This is a genomic window from Bradyrhizobium sp. 23AC (genome assembly GCF_054863025.1).
On the sequence record NZ_JAVAYN010000001.1, the window covers coordinates 17,515 to 35,307 of the forward strand.

The following is a 17,793-nucleotide window of genomic DNA, read 5'->3' on the forward strand; positions in this document are numbered from 1 at the left end:
CCCTCCCCCGCAAGCGGGAGAGGGAGCGCAGCACGGTCGTGGATGCAACGCACTCATCTTGAACAGGACCACCCCATGAAGCGCTCCTGGATGGACCGCATCATCGACACGATCGAATGGATCGCGGCCGGCTTCGTCGGCATCGTCGCGCTCGACATCTTCCTGTCGGTGCTGCTGCGCAACACGCTGAATTATTCGATCCCCGATTCGTTCGACATCGGCCGCATGCTGCTCGGCATCCTCATCTTCTGGGGCATCGCCGCGACCTCCTATCGCGGCACCCACATCACGGTCGACCTCGTCTGGGGCAATGTCGGACCGCGCCATCAGCGCTGGATCGACGTGTTCGCAACCCTGGTGCTGCTGTTCGTCGTGACGGTGCAGACCTGGACGCTGTTCGACAAGGTGCGCGGCACCTACAACGACAATGTCCTGACCTTCGACATGCACATGCCGACATGGCCGTTCTTCGCGATCGCCTGGGTCGGTGACGTCTGCGCCGTGCTGCTGATCGCGATCCGCACTTACCGCCTGATCTTCCACCCCGAAGACATGCACGATCCCAAATTGAAGGCGACGGAGTAATCATGAGCACCGATGCCGTCGCCGTAATCGGCTTCGTCTCCCTGTTTGTCCTGATGCTGCTGCGCGTGCCCGTCGGCATGGCGATGGGCCTCGTCGGCGTCTCCGGCTTCGCCTATCTCGTCAACGGGACGGCGGCCCTGAAGCTGGTCGGCCAGACCTCGATGCGTACGGTGACCGACTACACCTTCGGCGTCATCCCGATGTTCCTGCTGATGGGTTCCTTCGTGTCCAATTCCGGCATGAGCCGCGAGCTATTCCGCGCCGCCAACGGTTTCGTCGGACATTTGCGCGGCGGCCTCGGCATCGCCACCGTCGGGGCCTGCGGCGGCTTTGCCGCGATCTGCGGCTCGTCGGTTGCGACCGCCGCGACCTTCTCGGCCGTCGCCTATCCCGAGATGCGCCGCTTCGGCTATCCGCAGTCGTTCGCCACTGGCGTAATCGCCGCGGGCGGCACGCTGGGCGCGATGCTGCCGCCCTCCACGGTGCTCGCCGTCTACGGCATCATCACCGAGCAGGACATCGGAAAGCTCTTCATCGCCGGCATCATCCCGGGCCTGCTGGCGATGAGCATGTACATGATCACGATCTTCCTGATCGGCTATTTCCGTCCCGACTTCCTCCCCAAGGGCAAGGTGACGCCGTGGCGCGAGCGCTTTGCCGGCCTGAAGGAGATCTGGGCGCCGGTGCTGCTGTTCATCTTCGTGATCGGCGGCCTCTACGGCCTGCCCTATTTGCCGCGCTTCACGCCGACGGAAGCCGGCGGCGTCGGCGCCGCCGGCGCGTTCATCATCGGCGTGCTGACGGGCCGGCTCGACCGCGAGAAGATCCTGGCCTCGCTGCTCCAGGCGACGCGCACCGCCGCGGCGGTGTTCACGGTGCTGATCGGCGCGCTGATCTTCGGCTATTTCCTCACGGTGACGCAGACGCCACAGAAAGTGACCGAATTCCTCACCGGCCTCGGTCTCGGCAGCTACGGCGTGCTGGCGCTGATCATGGTGATGTATCTCGTGCTCGGCTGCCTGATGGATGCCATGGCGATGATCATCCTCACAGTGCCGATCATCTTCCCCGTCATCACGCATCTCGGCTTCGACCCGATCTGGTTCGGTGTCATCATCGTCATGACCGTCGAACTCGGCCTGATTCACCCGCCGGTCGGGATGAACGTCTTCGTCATCAAGAGCGTGGTGAAGGACGTCTCCTTCTCCACGATCTTCAAGGGCGTGATTCCGTTCGTGGTCACGGACCTGATCCGCCTCGTGATCCTGATCGCCTTCCCGCTGCTGGCGACCTGGCTGCCGACGCGGATGATGGCGCATTGACGGGGTGAAGCATGACGACACCGACGCTCGAGACGAAGTACGTCTTCACCATCACCGCGCGCATCGGCGACGTCGTCACCGCCGGCGAGACCGGCATCGGTGTCCGCCGCATCATCCCGATCATCGGCGGTGAGGTCACGGGCGCGATATCAGGCAAGGTGCTGCCGTTCGGCGCCGACTTCCAGACCATCCGCCCCAACGAGCTGATCGACCTGGAGGCAAAATACGCCTTCGAGACCGACGACGGCGCCATTGTCTATGTCGAGAACAAGGGCATGCGTTTCGGACCGGTTGAGCTGCTGCAGAAGCTCAAGCGCGGCGAGCCGGTCGATCCCAAGCTGATCTATTTCCGCACCGTGCCGAAATTCGAGACCGGGCATGAGACATATCGCTGGCTGATGGAGCACATCTTCGTCGGCTCAGCCGCACGCCACGCCGATCGCGTCGTGATCGACGTGCATCAAGTGGTATAGCGCCGTCGTCCCTGCGAACGCAGGGACCCATACCGCGTGGTCCATCGGTTGCCGGTGGTCGGAGTACCGAACGACGGGTCCCCCGCCAAATTTCTCCCTGGGGTTATGGGTCCCTGCGTTCGCAGGGATGACATAGTGTGCGGAGCAGCATTGTGCCGTCCCAAGCTTGACTCCCCCAAAATTCGTTATACAACATAACTATTCTGACAAGGACGCAAATGACACAGGGAAACGCCGAGACCGCTGACGCGGGTGCCTCCGGGCTATTGAGGATCGAGCGGGCGGACCGGGTTCTGACTGTGGGTCTGAACCGGCCGGCCAAGCGCAATGCGCTCAACGACGGCATCATCCTGGAAATCGGCGAGTGTTTTGCGTCCCTGCCCGAGGATATCGGCGCGGTCGTCATCCACGGCATCGGCGATCATTTCTCCAGCGGCCTCGACCTGTCCGAGCTGACCGAGCATGACGCGACCGGCGGCCTGCTCCATTCCCAGATGTGGCACCGGGTGTTCGACCGCATCCAGTACAGCCGCGTCCCCGTGATCGCAGCCCTGAAGGGCGCCGTGATCGGCGGCGGGCTGGAGCTTGCCTGCTCGGCGCATATCCGCGTCGCCGAGCCCTCGACCTATTTCGCACTGCCGGAAGGACAGCGCGGCATCTTCGTCGGCGGCGGCGGCTCGGTGCGGCTGCCGCGATTGATCGGCGTCGCCCGGATGATGGACATGATGCTGACGGGTCGCGTCTACAGCGCCACCGAAGGCGCCTCCTACGGCTTCGCGCAATATGTCACGGAGGCCGGCAACGGCCTCGGCAAGGCGATGGAGCTTGCGACCAAGGTCGCCTCGAACGCGCCGCTGACGAACTTCGCCGTGCTCCAGGCGCTGCCGATGATCGCGGAGGCCAATCCGCAGACCGGCCTGCTGATGGAATCGCTGATGGCGACCGTCGCGCAGAGCGACAAAGAGGCAAAGCGCCGGATCCGCGAGTTCCTCGAACACAAGACCGCAAAGGTAAAGCCCAAGTCATGAGCGCGCAGCCGTCCTCTTCCAGCATGGAGCGCGGCGCGAGCACTTTCCCGCTGCGGCCCATTTCATTCGGCGACCCCGTCGTCGACATCGAACGCCGCGACGACGGCACGATCTACCTCAGGCCGAAGCAGCCGCTCGGCGACTATCCGGTTCGCCTCACCGACCGCCTGCATCACTGGGCCAGCACCACGCCGGACCGTGTCTTCATGGCCGAGCGCGAAGGCGGCCGCGGCTGGCGCAAGATCACTTACGCCGAGCTGCTCGTCGCGAGCCGTCACATTGCGTCCGGCCTGATTGCGCGCGGCCTGTCGGCGGAGCGGCCGGTCGTCATCCTTTCCGGCAATTCGATCGACCACGCATTGCTGGCGTTCGGCGCGTTCTATGCCGGCATTCCGTTCTGCCCGGTGTCGCCGGCCTATTCGCTGGTGTCGAAGGATTACGGCAAGCTTTCTTACCTGATGAAGCTGCTGACGCCCGGCCTCGTCTTCGCCGAGGACGCCGACAAGTTCGCCGATGCGCTTGCCGCCAACGTCTCGCTCGGCACCGAGATCGCCGCGTCCTACGGCCAGGTGCCGGGCCGCGACGTCGCCACGCTCGCCGACCTCATGGCGACGCCGATCCGCGCCGATCTCGACGAGGTCCACGGCAAGATCGGCCCCGACACGATCGCCAAATTCCTGCTGACCTCGGGCTCGACCGGCAACCCCAAGGCCGTCATCAACACCCAGCGCATGATCTGCGCCAACCAGGTCATGCTGCGCGAGACGCTCGCCTTTCTGAAAGACGAGCCGCCCGTCATCATCGACTGGTTGCCCTGGAATCACACCTTTGGCGGCAACCACAATATCGGGCTGACGCTCTACAATGGCGGCTCGATGTATCTGGACGCCGGCAAGCCGATGCCCGGCGGCATCGAGGAGACCGTGCGCAATCTCCAGGAGATCTCGCCGACGGTCTATTTCAACGTGCCCAAGGGCTATGAATCGCTGCTGCCCTATTTGCGCGACGATCAGGGCTTGCGCGCAAAGTTCTTCGACCGGCTGCACGCGATGTTCTTCTCCGGCGCAGCGCTGTCGCCCTTCATCTGGGACAGCCTCGACGAGCTCGCGGTGAAGGAAAAAGGTTATCGGGTTCCGATGCTGACCGGGCTCGGTGCGACCGAGACCGCGCCGTTCTTCATGTCGGTCAATCCGCGCACCAGCCGCTCCGGCCATGTCGGTCTGCCGGTATCAGGCAATGACGCCAAGCTGGTGCCGAACAACGGCAAGCTGGAAGTGCGCGCCAAGGGGCCGAACGTCATGCCCGGCTACTGGCGCCAACCCGACATCAGCGCAAAATCCTTCGACGAGGAAGGATTTTACATGATGGGTGATGCGCTCAAGCCCGCCGATCCCGAGGATCTCAACGCAGGCTTCGATTTCGACGGCCGCGTCGGCGAAGACTTCAAGCTCGCCAGCGGCACCTGGGTCAGCGTCGGCCCGCTGCGCGCGCGCCTCACTGCGGCCTGCGCCCCGCTGGTGCGCGACGTCGTCATTGCCGGCATCAATCGTGACGAGGTCTCGGCGCTGGTCGTGCTCGACCTCGACGGCTGCCGGCTGATCAATCCGACGCTGCCGACCGACGATCTCGTCGTCGCAACGCGCGACCGGCTGGTGCGCGAGGCTTTTCGCGAGCGCCTGACCCGTTTCCTCAGTCAAGCCACGGGTTCCTCGACCCGGATCACGCGCGCGATCCTGATGGACGCGCCGCTCTCGATCGACAAGGGCGAAGTCACCGACAAGGGCTCGATCAACCAGCGCGCCGTGCTCGAGCATCGCGCCGAATTGATCGAGGAGCTCTATGCTGCCAATCCGTCCGACCGTGTGATATCGGTCGGCTAACCCGGACATAAGCTACAGGAGAACGCCATGTTGTTGAAAGATCAGGCAGCCATCGTCACCGGCGGCGCATCGGGGCTGGGCGCCGCCACCGCGCGAAAACTGGCGGCGCAGGGCGCCAAGGTCGCAGTGTTCGACCTCAACGCCAAGCTCGCGGAGACGGTTGCCGCCGAGATCAAGGGCGTGGCAATCACCTGCGACGTGTCCGATGCCGCTTCCGCTGAAGCTGCGATCGCGCAGGCGACCAAGGCTCTTGGCGCGCCGCGCGTGCTGGTCAATTGCGCCGGCATCGGCGTTGCCAAACGCGTCGTCGGCCGCGACGGCCCGATGGCGCTCGCCGATTTCGACAAGGTGATCAAGGTCAATCTGATCGGCACCTTCAACATGCTGCGCCTGGCCGCGACCGAGATGTCCAAGCTGGAGCCGCAGGCGACAGGCGAGCGCGGCGTCATCATCAACACGGCCTCCGTTGCCGCTTATGACGGTCAGATCGGGCAATCAGCCTATTCGGCTTCCAAGGGCGGCATCGTCGGCATGACGCTTCCGATCGCGCGCGAGCTCGCGCAATTCGGCGTCCGCGTGCTGACCATCGCGCCCGGCCTGTTCCTGACGCCTCTGCTCGCCAACCTGCCGCAGGAAGCCCAGGACTCACTCGCCGCCGCGATCCCCTTCCCGCGCCGGCTCGGCCATGCCGACGAGTTCGCCGCGCTCGCGCTGCACATGGTCGAGAACTCCTACCTGAACGGCGAAGTGGTGCGCCTCGACGGCTCGCTGCGCATGGCGCCGAAATAAGGCGCGCGACACATGTTCGTGAACCGGCGCGACGTACAGATCCAGTGGGGCGATTGCGACCCCGCCAACATCGTCTACTACCCGCGCTATTTCGCGATGTTCGACGATTCGACCTCGACCCTGTTCGAGGTCGCCGGATTCTCCAAGCAGGATCTGGTCCGCAAATACGGCCTGGTGGGCATCCCGATGGTCGACACGCGATCCAAGTTCTACATCCCCTCGACCTATGGCGACTGGATCACCATCGAAACGAAGATCGAGAGCATCAGGCGATCGAGCTTCGAGGTGAAGCACAACGTCTACAAGGGTGACGCGCTGGCGATCGAGGGGTTTGAGACCCGCGTCCTCGTCGGTCGCGATCCCGTTAACCCCGACAAGCTGAAATCGGCACCGTTCCCGGCGGAAATGGTAGCCAAATTCACGGGGAGTTAAGTCCGGAGCTAATCGCCGCATCGCCAAAAGAGGGGGCTGAATTACCCCCCGATTTCTGCTTTCAAAGAAACACGTAAAGGGAGGAATAGATGAAACGCTTTTACTTGACCGCCGCCATCACCGCGGCGACGCTTGCCCTGCCGGCGCTGCCCGCGCTGGCCCAGACCAGCGAAATCACCATCGGCATCACCACCACCACGACCGGCCCCGGCGCCGCGCTCGGCATTCCCGAGCGCAACGCGCTGGAATTCGTGCCGAAGGAAATCGGCGGCGTGCCGCTGAAGGTGATCGTGCTCGACGACGGCGGCGATCCCACCACTGCGACCACCAACGCGCGCCGCTTCGTGACCGAATCCAAGGCCGACATCATCATGGGCTCGGCGCTGACGCCGCCGACGATCGCGGTCTCCAACGTCGCCAACGAAGCCGGCATTCCGCATTTCGGCCTGGCGCCCTTCCCGATCACGCCCGAGCGCATGAAGTGGTCGGTGGCGATGCCGCAGCCGATCCCGATCGTGGGCAAGGTGCTGTACGAGCACATGAAGAGCAAGGGCGTGAAGACGCTCGGCTATATCGGCTATTCCGACTCCTATGGCGACCTCTGGTTCAACGACCTTAAGGCCCAGGCCGTGCCGATGGGCATGACCATCGTCGACGAAGAGCGCTTCGCCCGTCCCGATACCTCGGTGACCGGACAGGTGCTGAAGCTGGTTGCCGCCAATCCGGATGCGATCCTGGTCGGCGCGTCGGGCACCGCGGCCGCGCTGCCGCAGACCGAGTTGCGCGAACGCGGCTATCAGGGCCTGATCTACCAGACCCACGGCGCAGCCAGCATGGACTTCATCCGCATCGCCGGCAAAGCGGCCGAAGGCGTGCTGATGGCGTCGGGTCCAGTGATGGACCCCGAGGACCAGCCGGACGAAGCCGCCACCAAGAAGCCGGGTCTCGCGCTCAACGCCGCGTATGAGGCAAAGTACGGCCCGAACAGCCGCAGCCAGTTCGCCGGCCATTCCTACGACGCCTTTGAGATCCTCAAGCGCATCATCCCGACCGCGCTGAAGACCGCAAAACCCGGTACGCCGGAATTCCGCGAAGCGATCCGCCAGGCCTTGCTGACGGAGAAGGAACTGGCGGCAAGCCAGGGCGTCTACAACTTCACCGAAAAGGACCGCTACGGCCTCGACGAGCGCTCGCGCATCCTGCTGACGGTGAAGAACGGCAAGTACTCGCTGGTGAAATAGACGCAGCGAAAGCTGAGAGACGACGAGAGCCGGCCCAATGGGCCGGCCCTTTTGTTTTGGCCTGTAGGAGCGAACTGCTTCCACGGTGTCGCTGCGCTCCCTCTCCCGCTTGCGGGGGAGGGTTGGGGTGGGGGTGCCTCCGCGTTGGGGCTGTCTCCGAATTTCCGAGGAAATCCCCCAGAGGAGAGAGCCCCCACCCGGCGCTTCGCGCCGACCTCCCCCGCAAGCGGGAGAGGTTGCACCGAGCCCGCGGATACGCCGCGGTCCTAAGCCGCCTGCCGCAGCGGGGTCCAGGCGAACTCCGGATAGTAATTGTCCATCATGCGATCGACATAGGCGGTAAGGTTCGGAAAGCCCTCGGCGCGCTCGCGCAGGGCCGATTCGAAGAACGGCGAGAGGATGCCGGCGAGCATACCGAAGGCGGTGGCGTCGACGCCGCAGGGCTTGTTGCCCATCAGATAGGATTTGTCGCCGAGCTGCACCGAGAGCGCGAACAGCGAGCGCACGGCGAGCTCGACATCGTCATCGGGCCCATGGCGGCCGAGGCCCGAGAGCAGATAGTTCTCGGCGACGCGGAATTGCGCATCCTCGCGCAGTTTCTCGCGGTTGTGCTCCGGTGCGCCGTCGAAGAAATGCGCAGGCCCCTTGGCGAAATTGACCGGATCGACCCAGCGCGCGCCGACCAGCCCCCAGTAGATGTGGTGCTCGATCATTCGCTCGAACGCCCAGGCCTGCGCGCGCTCGGTCAGCGACAGCCCGGCATCGAAATCAAAGCCGTAGCGGCGCTCGATATGGGCGCGAATGAAGGTGGAATCGGCCACCGCCTCGCCGCCGTCGTCGATGAAGGGCAACTGCCCCTTGGGCGAGGCCGGCGGCATCGCCCGCTCCTTCCGGTAGGGCAGTCCCGCCATCTTGAGCTGCACCTCCGTCTTGGTGACGAAGGGGCTGATTTCCGGCAGGCCGAAGCCGGTGCCAAATCCGTAGAGCGTGATCATGAAAGCTTCTCCTGAACCACCGAAAAAGTTGACGGAACCTAGTGCCGGGCTGCTGCCACCATGGTGGCAGCAGCCGTGATATCTTCTGCGAAACGGGCCCCCCGCCAGGCACGGCCCATCACGTGGCGGACCAGCGCGTCCGCGGCCTGGATCAGCGGGCGTACCACCACGCTTGCGAGGGCAAACCGGAGGTCGACGGCCATGAGATCGAGCGAAACGAGGCGGCCGAACGCCGATGCGGACCACGCCTGTGCCCGCAACATCGGAATAGCCGGGCCGAAATGGGTCGGAATGATCATGGACAAATCCTCTTCAGTCGATGTGTTGTCCCGGTATAGAACCCCCCTGCTGCCAACATCCTGTCAGCAGCCGCGCGCCGCCTTCTGAAAAGATCACCGACAAGGGACCCGCATGAGACGCGCCGACCGGCTGTTTCAAATCATCCAGGTGCTGAGGCGCACGCGTAAGCCGCTTACGGCGGACGCCATCGCGGCCGAGCTCGAGACCTCGAAGCGCACGATCTATCGCGATATCGCGACGCTGATCGGCCAGCGCGTGCCGATCCGCGGCGAAGCCGGCATGGGCTACATCCTAGAAAAGGGATTTGATCTCCCGCCCTTGATGCTCACGCCCGACGAGATCGAGGCGGCGGTGCTGGGCGCACAATGGGTCGCCGGCCATGCCGATTCGGCACTGGCGCGCGCGGCCGAAGATCTGATGGCCAAGATCGCCGACACCGTGCCTGAGCGCCTGCGTCCCTTCGTGCTGGAGCCGGCGAGCCGGGCACGGCCGAGCTGGAACAGGGAGCCGGACCGCCTGGACATGGTACGCACGCGCACCCAGATCCACGAAGGCAAGAAAATCATGCTGCGCTATCGCGACGAGCAGGGCCGCGCCAGCGAGCGCATGATCTGGCCGATCTCGGTCGGCTATCTCGAAGCCGTGCGCCTGCTGGCAGCCTGGTGCGAGCTACGCGGCGACTTCCGCAGCTTCCGCACCGACCGCGTGGTCGACGCCAACTATCTCGACGAGAGATATCCGGAGCGGCGCGACGTGCTGCGCGCGAGATGGCGGCAGAGCCTGGTCTGGGGCCCGCCCAAAGACACCTGACAAGGACATTTGAGGACGATGGAAGAGAACTCCCCCGTCGATCTGTCGAGCTTTTGCCAGAGTTGCGGCGCCTGCTGCGGCTATTCGGCCAACTGGCCGCGCTTCTCGATCGAGAGCGACGAAGAGCTTGCCGCGATTCCGGAGGCGCTGGTCAACGACCGCCAATCCGGCATGCGTTGCGAGGGCGACCGCTGTTCGGCGCTGCAGGGGGAGATTGGAAAAGCGACCGCATGCGGCATCTATGCGGTGCGGCCGGAGGTGTGCCGCACCTGCATGCCGGGCGATGCCGAATGCGCGATGGCGCGGCGGAAGTTCGGGCTTCCGGCTATCGAGGCAAGTTAGGCCGGAACGGCTTCGCCGATTTCGTCGTCGATCTCGTCATCCAGCGGTGCGAGCACCGAGAGCGGCTTGGTCGACAGCGTGATCGGCTTGCGCCCGCCCGGCAGCGAGGGCGAGGATTTCGCCGTGCCTTCGCGCGACAGCGCATAGAGCGTCGAGCCGACGCGGCCGCCGTTCTCGATCAGGTCGCGCTCGTTGCAGCTTGCTGCGATCGCGACCGCCAGCGAATGCAGATGGCTGCGGCGATAGCAGAACAGCGCCAGCCTGGCGCGCGCGTCAGGGGAAACACTCTCAACCAGCCTCGGCAGGCCACTCTCGCTGGCGCGATACATCTCGCCAAGGAGCTCGTCGCGAACCGGGCAGAAATCGCTTTCAAAAGTGTCGCGGCTTGAAAACATTGCAGTTCTCCCTCGTGTGCGGAAGATGCAGCGCAATTCTCTAATGAAAGGTTAACCACGCTGCCCGGTAGTCACCCGGGGTGCTTGCGCGTGGGCCGCGAATCGGAGGCGGCGAAGAGCTTCCCCGTGGCCATCCTTCGAGACGCCCGCCTTCGGCGGGCTCGTCAGGATGAGGAGCTGCTGAAAGACACTATCCCCTCATGGTGAGGAGGCGCGTAGCGCCGTCTCGAACCATGCAGGCCCGACCGTCGCCCAGAGGCCACTACCCTCAGTTCGCCGCCATGAAGATGGAGAGGCCGAAGCCGGTGAGATGATGCAGGGCCTGGTCGACGCCGATCAGGGTCCAGAACCAGGGATGCGCAAGGTCGACGCCGAAATTGGCCGAGACCAGTCCCTTGGCGCGGTCGATCGTGATGTGGATCACGAAGTCGATAAAGGCCACGAACCAGAATTTCGGCGCGACGATCAGGATCAGCGGCAGCGCAACCGCAAGGTGAATCAGGCAATGCACCAGAAGCGGCAGGGCCCAGCCGTGCTTCTGGTCCTTGCCGTGCGCCATCCAGGCGGTCTGAAGGACGAAATCGGCGATGATGTGCTTGAAGGTGAGCAGCAACATCCAGCCAATGAGCGCTTCGACCGGAATCGCCGATGACATGGGTGGAAACGACAAAGCCGACGCCCTCATTGAGGTGACAAGAAAAATTGGAGCGTTCAGCGCAACTTCTTCTTGGACCGGGTCAAATCGCCGGGACCTTCGATTTATGACATCTCCCGCGGCGGAATGCAGCCGGGGGGAACCGGAAAATCGCCAAGTGTGGCTAACCGGTGATAGGATGACCTTTCGCCGCGTCCGCGTCGAGTAAGGTTACCCTCGGCTCGAAATTTGCATTCCGGTCCCGGCGCGCTATCATTGCCGGTACAGAATATCATTCTTTTTTCAGACGTTTAGGAATTGCAGGGCGCCCGCCGCGATCACGTCCGCGAGCCGTCCGTCACCGGAGATTAAGGCCAGAGTGCTGCCATGAGTACTGAAGGCCCCACCACATCCCCGATCGAGCCGCCGCCGCGGCGTCCCAAGGTGATCAAGACCAATCAGCAACAGGTCTTCCTCTACGTCGTGCTGACCCTGCTGCTGTCGCTCGCCACCGTCTGGGGCGGCCGCGCCATGCTGCATAATTCGGAAACGCTGATCTTTGCCGTCGGCGCTCCCAACAGCGACGAGGCGCTGTTCGCGGCAAAGCTCGCCACCCTGCTGAAGACCAACGCCTCGCGCTTCCGGATCAAGGTCGTCAACAACGCCGACAACCCCAAGGCGCTCGCGCAGTTCGACCGCAAGCAGGCCGATCTCGCCGTGCTGCGCACCGACGCCAAGGTGCCGCTACGGGCGCGCACGCTCGCGATCCTCGAGCACGATCTCGTGCTTCTGCTCGGCCCCGGCACCAAGAAGATCAAGTCGATCGCCGAGCTGAAGAAAAAGAAGGTCGCCGTTCTCGCCGAGAACGAATCCTCCCTTGCCTTCGTCCGCGGCATCCTCGACATCCCCGACGGTCCGGACGCCGCCAAGATCCAGATGGCGCCGCAGGGCACGACGCTCGACAAGCTGTTTGCGCCGTCAAACGGCTTTGGCGCGGTGATCGCCATCGTTCATGCCTCCAGGGCGGTGCGCGACAAGGCCTATGAGCAGGTCGCCAAGCGCGGCGGCTTCACGCTCAACGCGATCGACGAGGCCAAGGCGCTGGCGCGCAAGCTCCCGGGCATTTCCAGCGAGACGCTGACGGCGGGCACGCTGTCGACGTCGCCGCAAATTCCCGATGACGATCTCGACACGATCGGGCTCGAATGGCTGCTGGTCACGCAATCCAGGATGTCGCCATCCACGGCGGGCGAGCTGGCGCGCACCATCTACGAAAACAAATCCGCGCTCGGGCTCGACAACGGCTTTGCCAGCAGAATTGAGCCGGCCTCGACCGAAAAGGACGCCTTCGTGATGGCGCACCAGGGGGCGGCCGACTACATCAACGACGACACCAAGTCATTCATGGATAAGTACAGCGACTTGATGTATCTGGGCGCCGCCGCGCTCAGCGTCATCGGCTCGATCTTCGCGGCGATCTACGCCAAGATCACCCGCATCGCGCCGGAGAAGGCCAGCGAGCTCTCTACCGCCATCCTCGACATCGGTGAGCGGATCGAGCACGCCCACTCTCTGGATCAGCTCGAATGTCTCCAGGACGAGCTGGAGGGCATTTTACGCGGGGCAGTCATCGGGCTCAGGGACGGCACGATCAGCACCGACGGGCTCGACACCTTCAAGCTCGGCTACGAATTCGTCCGCGACGAGATCGGCATGCGCCGCGACTATCTGAAACGCCATGCCGGCGAGACCGAGAAGACGGTGCAGGGCGGCGGCCCTGCCCAGCACGACGACAGCAATGTCGTGGTGGTGAAGACTGCCCAGAGCGCCTGACGGCCGCGCCGGTTGGCGCCGCCACCGTTCTCTTGTCCCGGACAAGCCGCAATGCCGAAGGCGTTGCAGCGCCGAGCCGGGACCCAGGAACCGCAGCTTGCGCTGCTGGATGGGCCCTGGCTCTGCAGCGCATCACTCCGTGCTGCGCTGCGTCCGGAGCACGAGAGGGAGATCGAGACGACCGCCGCCTGGAACCCAGCCCATCTGCAACCGTTGGTTCGCGACTACAACCGGAGACCGCAGCATGCGTGCACTCCTCATCATCCTCCTTCTGGGAATGCTGGCGGGGGCCGGCTACTTCGCCTATTCCGCAATGGCGGTCGAAGGTGAGCCGATCCCGACGGAAGGCTATGTGGCGCTGGCACTGGGCGCGGGGTTTTCCGTCATTGTCGGCGTCGGGCTGATGGTGCTGCTGTTCTTCAGCAGCCGCCGCGGTTACGACGAGCCACCCCATTTCAGGTAAGGCACCACGCCAGCGACGGCGGCACGGACCGGCAGGCCCGGCGCAGCAGCGCCGTTCACGCAGCCTGCCCGTCGTTGACGGCCCCCGCCCGGGCGGGCACTTTGACACCGGCGTCCCCGCCGGGACCCGAAGACTTGTCTCAAGATCGAGCCGCCTTTCCGCATGTCCAAGCCGCTGATTTCCGCTCTGGCCCAGTTCGCGGCCGCCACGGCCGGCCGCAACATGACCAAGGCGGCCTATGTGGCTGTGACCGTCGGCGTGCTCAGCATGGTGTTGCTGTCGGACAAGGGCGCCCAGGAGGCGCACGGCTGGATCAACGCCCTGCTCTGGACCTGCCTCGCCTATTTCGTGTTCGAATGGCTGGTGCGGCTGCGCCACATGACGCAGCAGGGGCGGCTCTCGCTGTATATGTCCTCCTCCGCCGGACTGGTCGATGCGATCGGGGCGCTGGCGGTGCCAGTCGCGCTTCTCCTCGGCGCCGAGCCGAAGACGGCCTGGCTGCTCAGCGTGCTCTGGGTGCTGAAGGTGGTGCCGGGCATCCCCGGCCTGCGGCAGCTTCGCCGCGTGCTGGTGCTGGAATCGGGCCCGCTGCTCAGCGTGCTCGTGATCTTCCTGATGGTGGTCTTCCTCGCCTCCGTCGCCGAATATTTCCTGGAGCGGGACGTGCAGCCGCAGACTTTTGGCAGCGTCCCCGCCGCGCTGTGGTGGGCCGTCGTCACACTCACGACCACCGGCTACGGCGACGTCGTGCCGGTCACGCCGCTCGGCCGCATCGTGGCGGCCGCGGTGATGATCTCCGGCCTCGGCGTGTTCGGCCTCTGGACCGGTATTTTGGCGACCGGATTTGCCGCCGAGACGCGGCGCGACAATTTCCTCAAGACCTGGGAATCCGTCAGCAAGGTGCCATTCTTCGCGGCGCTCGGCCCCGCTGCGATTGCCGACGTCACCCACATGCTGCGGACCATGGAGCTGCCGGCGCGCACCATGATCATTCGCAAGGGGGCGCAGGGCGACTGCATGTATTTCATCGCCGCGGGCGAGGTCGAGGTCGAGCTGCCCGGCAAGAAAGTGCAGCTCGGCGAAGGCGCCTTCTTCGGCGAGATGGCGCTGCTCGGCAACAACATGCGCGGCGCCAACGTCTCGACCACGAAAGTGTCGCGGCTTCTGGTGCTCGACCTCGTCGACTTCCGCGTGCTGATGGCACGGCATCCCGATCTCGCCGAGACCATTGACGCCGAGGCGAAACGGCGCGCGCTCGAAAACAGGTAAAAGGAGACAAGAATGTCGGACATCACCGACGCAGCCACCGGCCCTGTGCTCGACCGCGACGGCGCACGCGCCACCATCCGCCTCAACCGGCCCAAGCATCTCAACCGGCTCCAAGCGGAAGACCTCGACGAGCTCGTCAGACTGTTCGATCTGATCGAGGCCGACCCAGCCATCCGCGTGCTGGTGCTGACCGGCACCGGACGCGCCTTCTCGGCCGGGTATGACCTCAACTCGGTCGCCGAGCGCGCGGTGAGCGCCAACGAGCAGCAGAGCGCGGGCTCTGCCTTCGAAGTCGTCGTCAACCGGTTGGAGGATTTGGGCGTGCCGACGATCTGCCGGCTCAACGGCGGCGTCTATGGCGGCTCGACCGACCTCGCGCTCGCCTGCGATTTCCGGATCGGCGTCGACACCGCCGAGATGTTCATGCCGGCGGCGCGGCTCGGGCTGCATTATTACAGAAGCGGCATCAAACGCTACGTCACCCGGCTTGGCGTCGACAATGCGAAGAAACTGTTCCTGACGGCGCAGAAGATCAGCGCGCCGGAGATGCTGCGCATCGGCTATCTCACCGCGATGGTACCGGTGGAATTCCTCGACGAGGAGGTCGACAAGCTCGCCAACATCCTCGCCGGCAATGCCCCGCAGGCGATGCGCGGCATGAAGCGCGCGATCAACGAATTCGCCCGCGGCGAGCTCGATGACCGCGCCGCCGACCAGCGCCACCGCGACAGCATGCGCGGCGACGAGATCAAGGAAGGCATCAAGGCGTTCGCGGAGAAGAGAGCGCCGAGGTTTTGAGGGGATTGGTCAGGGAGTACGAGGAGGCGTCTCATACTCTGCCGTCGTCCCGGACAAGCGAAGCGCAGATCCGGGACGACACCGAGTGTAGGGCTGACCTACACTCCCGCCGCCTCCGCATGCAGCGCCGCCATCTCGTCGTCCGCCGCATTGATGCGCTGGAACGCCGGCCGCGCCGTCATGCGTTCGGCATAGCGGACGAAAACGTCCTTCTTCGGCACGATGCCGAACATCATGGTCCAGCTGAACGCCACGCCCCACAACACGTCGGCAGCCGTCATCCGCTCGCCGAGCAGATACGGTCCCTTCGACAGCTGCGCTTCGAGCGCGCCGAGCATGGTGTCGTAGTCGGCATAGGGCGACTGCGTGATCGGCGCCGGCTCGCGCTGCATGAACTTGTCGATCAGCGCCGGCTCGAAGGAGGAGCCGTAATAGGCGATCCAGCGCAGATAAGGACCGCGCAGCGGATCGTTCAGCGCGGGCGTCAGACCTGCCTGCGGGAAGAGATCGGCGAGATGGATGGTGATCGCGACCTGCTCGGTCACCAGGGCATCGCCGTGGCGGATCGCCGGGACCTTGCCGAGCGGATTGATGGCGAGATAAGCGGGCTGGCGCTGCTCGCCGGCCTTCATGTTGAGGACATGCAGATCGTAGGGCGCACCTAGCTCCTCCAGCAGCACCCGCGTGCCGGTGGCGCGGCTTTGCGGCGAGTAATACAGCGTGATGCGGTTCGGATCGGTCATGGCAGGTCTCCATCGGGCCAGCGGGCGGTGGCGCAGCTTGTAGCGGGCCATACCTGACATCCTGTGTCAGGTATGGTTTAAGCAATCATGCGCGCGAGCCGAATGTTGTCGATCCTCACCACCCTCCAGGCCAGGGGGCAAGTCACTGCGCCCGAACTCGCGGAGGCCTGCGAGGTCTCGGTCCGCACGATCTATCGCGACATCGACGCGCTCGCGGCGTCCGGTGTCCCCGTTTACGCCGACCGTGGCGCGGAGGGCGGCTATCGGCTGCTCGACGGCTATCGCGTGCGGCTGAACGGCCTGTCGCAGAGCGAGGCGGAGACGCTGTTTCTGGCGGGCTTGCCGGGCCCGGCGGCGGCGCTCGGGCTGGATGCGGCAATGATCGCCGCGCAGAACAAGCTGATGGCGGCGCTGCCCGTCCATCTGCGCCAGGATGCCAGCCGAATGCAGGAACGCTTTCATCTGGACGCGCCGGGCTGGTTCGGCGAGGCCGAAGAGCCGAAGCATCTGCGCACGATTGCCGGCGCGGTGCTGCGCGGGACACTGATCAAGATCCGCTACCAGAGCTGGCGCGCGGAGAAGCAGCGTCGGCTCGCGCCGCTCGGCCTCGTGCTGAAGGGTGGAAGCTGGTATTTCGCCGGCCAGGTCGACGCCAGCGTGCGCACCTATCGCGTTGCGCGCGTGCTCGACTGCACGGCGCTCGACGACGGCTTCGATCGTCCCGCCGATTTCGATCTCGCCGCCTATTGGCAGGCCGCGACGCTGCGTCTCGAGGCCGAGATGCATCCCAATGTCGCGATCGTCCGGTTGTCGCCGTTCGGCGTCAAGCTGCTCGACGCGCTGAGCCAGCCGTACATCAAGGCGCGCACGCAGCTCGAGGAGACCGTTGATGCGGACGGCTGGCGCATTGCGCGCGTGCCTGTTGGCAAGACGTCCTGGCACGCCGCGGCCGAATTGTTGCGGCTCGGCCCCGAGGCCGAGGTGCTGGAGCCCGCCGACCTCCGCGACAAGATGGCGGAGCTGACGCAGGCGATGGCCGCGCGCTATCGCGCGGCGCGGAAAACATGAGGCCGGCATATTTCGCCGCAGCCCACGAAACATTCCTGAAACACGATTCTCCTCCTCCCGGGTGAACGCATTCGCGTCTCGGCCCGACCGAGATGCAGGGACACAACAACGGCCTTAGCGCCACACTGGAGAATGAAGATGTTTCGTAAGCTTGCTCTCGGTCTGATCGCCGCCGGTTCGCTCGGCGTTGCCGCTCTCGCGCCCACCGCCGCCTCGGCTGGCGGTTTCCACCATCACCATTGGGGTCATGGCTGGGGTCCGGGCTGGGGCTTCGGCGGCGTCTACGTCAACACCGGCGTCAGCAACTGCTACCAGGAGCGCCTCGTTCAGACCCGCCACGGCATGCGCGTCCGCGTCGTGAATGTCTGCGCGTACGGGATCTACTGATATCTC

Annotated in this window: 21 protein-coding genes; 16 read left to right on the plus strand and 5 right to left on the minus strand. The window is 64.8% G+C overall.

Annotated elements, in window-relative coordinates:
• Positions 1-75 precede the first annotated feature (75 nt).
• The 8 genes from RAD10_RS00090 to RAD10_RS00125 all read left to right on the plus strand — a co-directional run bounded on the left by RAD10_RS00090 (position 76) and on the right by RAD10_RS00125 (position 7,750).
• The gene (locus RAD10_RS00090) at positions 76-585 is read left to right on the plus strand and encodes a TRAP transporter small permease (protein ID WP_018321429.1); all 510 of its coding nucleotides are present in this window, start codon (positions 76-78) and stop codon (positions 583-585) included.
• Positions 586-587: 2 nt separating this feature from the next.
• Positions 588-1,907: a TRAP transporter large permease gene (locus RAD10_RS00095; protein WP_028142146.1), complete on the plus strand. Its 1,320-nt coding sequence runs from the start codon at positions 588-590 to the stop codon at positions 1,905-1,907.
• A gap of 11 nt (positions 1,908-1,918) precedes the next feature.
• Positions 1,919-2,380, plus strand: coding sequence for a DUF3237 domain-containing protein (locus tag RAD10_RS00100; RefSeq protein ID WP_461615839.1), 462 nt, complete (start codon positions 1,919-1,921; stop codon positions 2,378-2,380).
• A 218-nt stretch (positions 2,381-2,598) separates the two neighbouring features.
• Complete coding sequence (locus RAD10_RS00105) at positions 2,599-3,408, plus strand: crotonase/enoyl-CoA hydratase family protein (RefSeq protein WP_028142148.1); 810 nt, start codon at positions 2,599-2,601, stop codon at positions 3,406-3,408.
• Positions 3,405-5,288 (plus strand): feruloyl-CoA synthase, encoded by a 1,884-nt coding sequence (locus RAD10_RS00110; protein WP_461615840.1) that lies wholly within the window; start codon positions 3,405-3,407, stop codon positions 5,286-5,288. The genes RAD10_RS00105 and RAD10_RS00110 overlap by 4 nt, the downstream gene beginning before the upstream one ends.
• A gap of 27 nt (positions 5,289-5,315) precedes the next feature.
• On the plus strand, positions 5,316-6,077 hold the full coding sequence (locus RAD10_RS00115) for an SDR family NAD(P)-dependent oxidoreductase (RefSeq protein WP_461615841.1): 762 nt from the start codon (positions 5,316-5,318) through the stop codon (positions 6,075-6,077).
• Positions 6,078-6,089: 12 nt separating this feature from the next.
• Positions 6,090-6,509, plus strand: a complete 420-nt coding sequence (locus RAD10_RS00120; RefSeq protein ID WP_018321423.1) for an acyl-CoA thioesterase — start codon at positions 6,090-6,092, stop codon at positions 6,507-6,509.
• Between the two features lie 89 nt (positions 6,510-6,598).
• Positions 6,599-7,750, plus strand: a complete 1,152-nt coding sequence (locus RAD10_RS00125) for an ABC transporter substrate-binding protein (RefSeq protein ID WP_091955892.1) — start codon at positions 6,599-6,601, stop codon at positions 7,748-7,750.
• A 266-nt stretch (positions 7,751-8,016) separates the two neighbouring features.
• On the opposite strand, the gene RAD10_RS00130 is transcribed toward RAD10_RS00125, so the two are convergent.
• Both RAD10_RS00130 and RAD10_RS00135 read right to left on the minus strand, forming a co-directional pair.
• A complete protein-coding gene (locus RAD10_RS00130; protein WP_018321421.1) occupies positions 8,017-8,745 on the minus strand; it encodes a glutathione S-transferase family protein in 729 nt (242 codons plus the stop codon).
• A 38-nt stretch (positions 8,746-8,783) separates the two neighbouring features.
• Positions 8,784-9,044, minus strand: a complete 261-nt coding sequence (locus RAD10_RS00135) for a hypothetical protein (protein ID WP_461615842.1) — start codon at positions 9,042-9,044, stop codon at positions 8,784-8,786.
• 112 nt (positions 9,045-9,156) lie between these two features.
• Between RAD10_RS00135 and RAD10_RS00140 the strand changes: the two genes are divergently transcribed.
• Together RAD10_RS00140 and RAD10_RS00145 are read left to right on the plus strand one after the other, a co-directional pair.
• Positions 9,157-9,855 carry a helix-turn-helix transcriptional regulator gene (locus tag RAD10_RS00140; RefSeq protein WP_026202551.1) on the plus strand — a complete coding sequence of 233 codons (699 nt, stop codon included), beginning with the start codon at positions 9,157-9,159 and terminating at the stop codon, positions 9,853-9,855.
• Between the two features lie 18 nt (positions 9,856-9,873).
• Positions 9,874-10,197 (plus strand): YkgJ family cysteine cluster protein, encoded by a 324-nt coding sequence (locus RAD10_RS00145; protein ID WP_461615843.1) that lies wholly within the window; start codon positions 9,874-9,876, stop codon positions 10,195-10,197.
• On the opposite strand, the gene RAD10_RS00150 is transcribed toward RAD10_RS00145, so the two are convergent.
• Both RAD10_RS00150 and RAD10_RS00155 read right to left on the minus strand, forming a co-directional pair.
• A complete protein-coding gene (locus RAD10_RS00150) occupies positions 10,194-10,592 on the minus strand; it encodes a hypothetical protein (RefSeq protein WP_461615844.1) in 399 nt (132 codons plus the stop codon). The genes RAD10_RS00145 and RAD10_RS00150 overlap by 4 nt on opposite strands.
• Before the next feature lie 268 nt (positions 10,593-10,860).
• Positions 10,861-11,208 (minus strand): DUF3307 domain-containing protein, encoded by a 348-nt coding sequence (locus RAD10_RS00155; RefSeq protein WP_049801962.1) that lies wholly within the window; start codon positions 11,206-11,208, stop codon positions 10,861-10,863.
• Positions 11,209-11,613: 405 nt separating this feature from the next.
• Here RAD10_RS00155 and RAD10_RS00160 point away from each other — a divergent pair, with 405 nt between their 5' ends.
• The 4 genes from RAD10_RS00160 (at position 11,614) to RAD10_RS00175 (ending at position 15,589) form a co-directional block, all read left to right on the plus strand.
• Complete coding sequence (locus RAD10_RS00160) at positions 11,614-13,059, plus strand: TAXI family TRAP transporter solute-binding subunit (protein WP_461615845.1); 1,446 nt, start codon at positions 11,614-11,616, stop codon at positions 13,057-13,059.
• 244 nt (positions 13,060-13,303) lie between these two features.
• Complete coding sequence (locus RAD10_RS00165; RefSeq protein WP_461615846.1) at positions 13,304-13,522, plus strand: hypothetical protein; 219 nt, start codon at positions 13,304-13,306, stop codon at positions 13,520-13,522.
• A 162-nt stretch (positions 13,523-13,684) separates the two neighbouring features.
• Complete coding sequence (locus tag RAD10_RS00170) at positions 13,685-14,791, plus strand: cyclic nucleotide-gated ion channel (protein WP_461615847.1); 1,107 nt, start codon at positions 13,685-13,687, stop codon at positions 14,789-14,791.
• Between the two features lie 12 nt (positions 14,792-14,803).
• Positions 14,804-15,589, plus strand: coding sequence for an enoyl-CoA hydratase/isomerase family protein (locus RAD10_RS00175; protein WP_461615848.1), 786 nt, complete (start codon positions 14,804-14,806; stop codon positions 15,587-15,589).
• 98 nt (positions 15,590-15,687) lie between these two features.
• On the opposite strand, the gene RAD10_RS00180 is transcribed toward RAD10_RS00175, so the two are convergent.
• Positions 15,688-16,332 carry a glutathione S-transferase family protein gene (locus RAD10_RS00180; protein ID WP_461615849.1) on the minus strand — a complete coding sequence of 215 codons (645 nt, stop codon included), beginning with the start codon at positions 16,330-16,332 and terminating at the stop codon, positions 15,688-15,690.
• Between the two features lie 87 nt (positions 16,333-16,419).
• Between RAD10_RS00180 and RAD10_RS00185 the strand changes: the two genes are divergently transcribed.
• Entirely contained in the window at positions 16,420-17,400 is a 981-nt protein-coding gene (locus RAD10_RS00185; RefSeq protein ID WP_091955885.1) for a helix-turn-helix transcriptional regulator, read from the plus strand.
• 138 nt (positions 17,401-17,538) lie between these two features.
• The gene (locus RAD10_RS00190; protein ID WP_091956035.1) at positions 17,539-17,787 is read left to right on the plus strand and encodes a hypothetical protein; all 249 of its coding nucleotides are present in this window, start codon (positions 17,539-17,541) and stop codon (positions 17,785-17,787) included.
• Positions 17,788-17,793 lie beyond the last annotated feature (6 nt).

Bases quoted from the DNA above. Each gene is read 5' to 3' on its own strand.
- RAD10_RS00120 (WP_018321423.1), top strand. From the start codon at position 6,090: ATGTTCGTGAACCGGCGCGACGTACAGATCCAGTGGGGCGATTGCGAC.
- RAD10_RS00130 (WP_018321421.1), bottom strand. From the start codon at position 8,745: ATGATCACGCTCTACGGATTTGGCACCGGCTTCGGCCTGCCGGAAATC.
- RAD10_RS00140 (WP_026202551.1), top strand. From the start codon at position 9,157: ATGAGACGCGCCGACCGGCTGTTTCAAATCATCCAGGTGCTGAGGCGC.
- RAD10_RS00190 (WP_091956035.1), top strand. From the start codon at position 17,539: ATGTTTCGTAAGCTTGCTCTCGGTCTGATCGCCGCCGGTTCGCTCGGC.
- RAD10_RS00145 (WP_461615843.1), top strand. From the start codon at position 9,874: ATGGAAGAGAACTCCCCCGTCGATCTGTCGAGCTTTTGCCAGAGTTGC.
- RAD10_RS00185 (WP_091955885.1), top strand. From the start codon at position 16,420: ATGCGCGCGAGCCGAATGTTGTCGATCCTCACCACCCTCCAGGCCAGG.
- RAD10_RS00175 (WP_461615848.1), top strand. From the start codon at position 14,804: ATGTCGGACATCACCGACGCAGCCACCGGCCCTGTGCTCGACCGCGAC.
- RAD10_RS00150 (WP_461615844.1), bottom strand. From the start codon at position 10,592: ATGTTTTCAAGCCGCGACACTTTTGAAAGCGATTTCTGCCCGGTTCGC.
- RAD10_RS00100 (WP_461615839.1), top strand. From the start codon at position 1,919: ATGACGACACCGACGCTCGAGACGAAGTACGTCTTCACCATCACCGCG.
- RAD10_RS00160 (WP_461615845.1), top strand. From the start codon at position 11,614: ATGAGTACTGAAGGCCCCACCACATCCCCGATCGAGCCGCCGCCGCGG.
- RAD10_RS00135 (WP_461615842.1), bottom strand. From the start codon at position 9,044: ATGATCATTCCGACCCATTTCGGCCCGGCTATTCCGATGTTGCGGGCA.
- RAD10_RS00170 (WP_461615847.1), top strand. From the start codon at position 13,685: ATGTCCAAGCCGCTGATTTCCGCTCTGGCCCAGTTCGCGGCCGCCACG.
- RAD10_RS00105 (WP_028142148.1), top strand. From the start codon at position 2,599: ATGACACAGGGAAACGCCGAGACCGCTGACGCGGGTGCCTCCGGGCTA.
- RAD10_RS00155 (WP_049801962.1), bottom strand. From the start codon at position 11,208: ATGTTGCTGCTCACCTTCAAGCACATCATCGCCGATTTCGTCCTTCAG.
- RAD10_RS00125 (WP_091955892.1), top strand. From the start codon at position 6,599: ATGAAACGCTTTTACTTGACCGCCGCCATCACCGCGGCGACGCTTGCC.
- RAD10_RS00115 (WP_461615841.1), top strand. From the start codon at position 5,316: ATGTTGTTGAAAGATCAGGCAGCCATCGTCACCGGCGGCGCATCGGGG.
- RAD10_RS00165 (WP_461615846.1), top strand. From the start codon at position 13,304: ATGCGTGCACTCCTCATCATCCTCCTTCTGGGAATGCTGGCGGGGGCC.
- RAD10_RS00090 (WP_018321429.1), top strand. From the start codon at position 76: ATGAAGCGCTCCTGGATGGACCGCATCATCGACACGATCGAATGGATC.
- RAD10_RS00095 (WP_028142146.1), top strand. From the start codon at position 588: ATGAGCACCGATGCCGTCGCCGTAATCGGCTTCGTCTCCCTGTTTGTC.
- RAD10_RS00110 (WP_461615840.1), top strand. From the start codon at position 3,405: ATGAGCGCGCAGCCGTCCTCTTCCAGCATGGAGCGCGGCGCGAGCACT.
- RAD10_RS00180 (WP_461615849.1), bottom strand. From the start codon at position 16,332: ATGACCGATCCGAACCGCATCACGCTGTATTACTCGCCGCAAAGCCGC.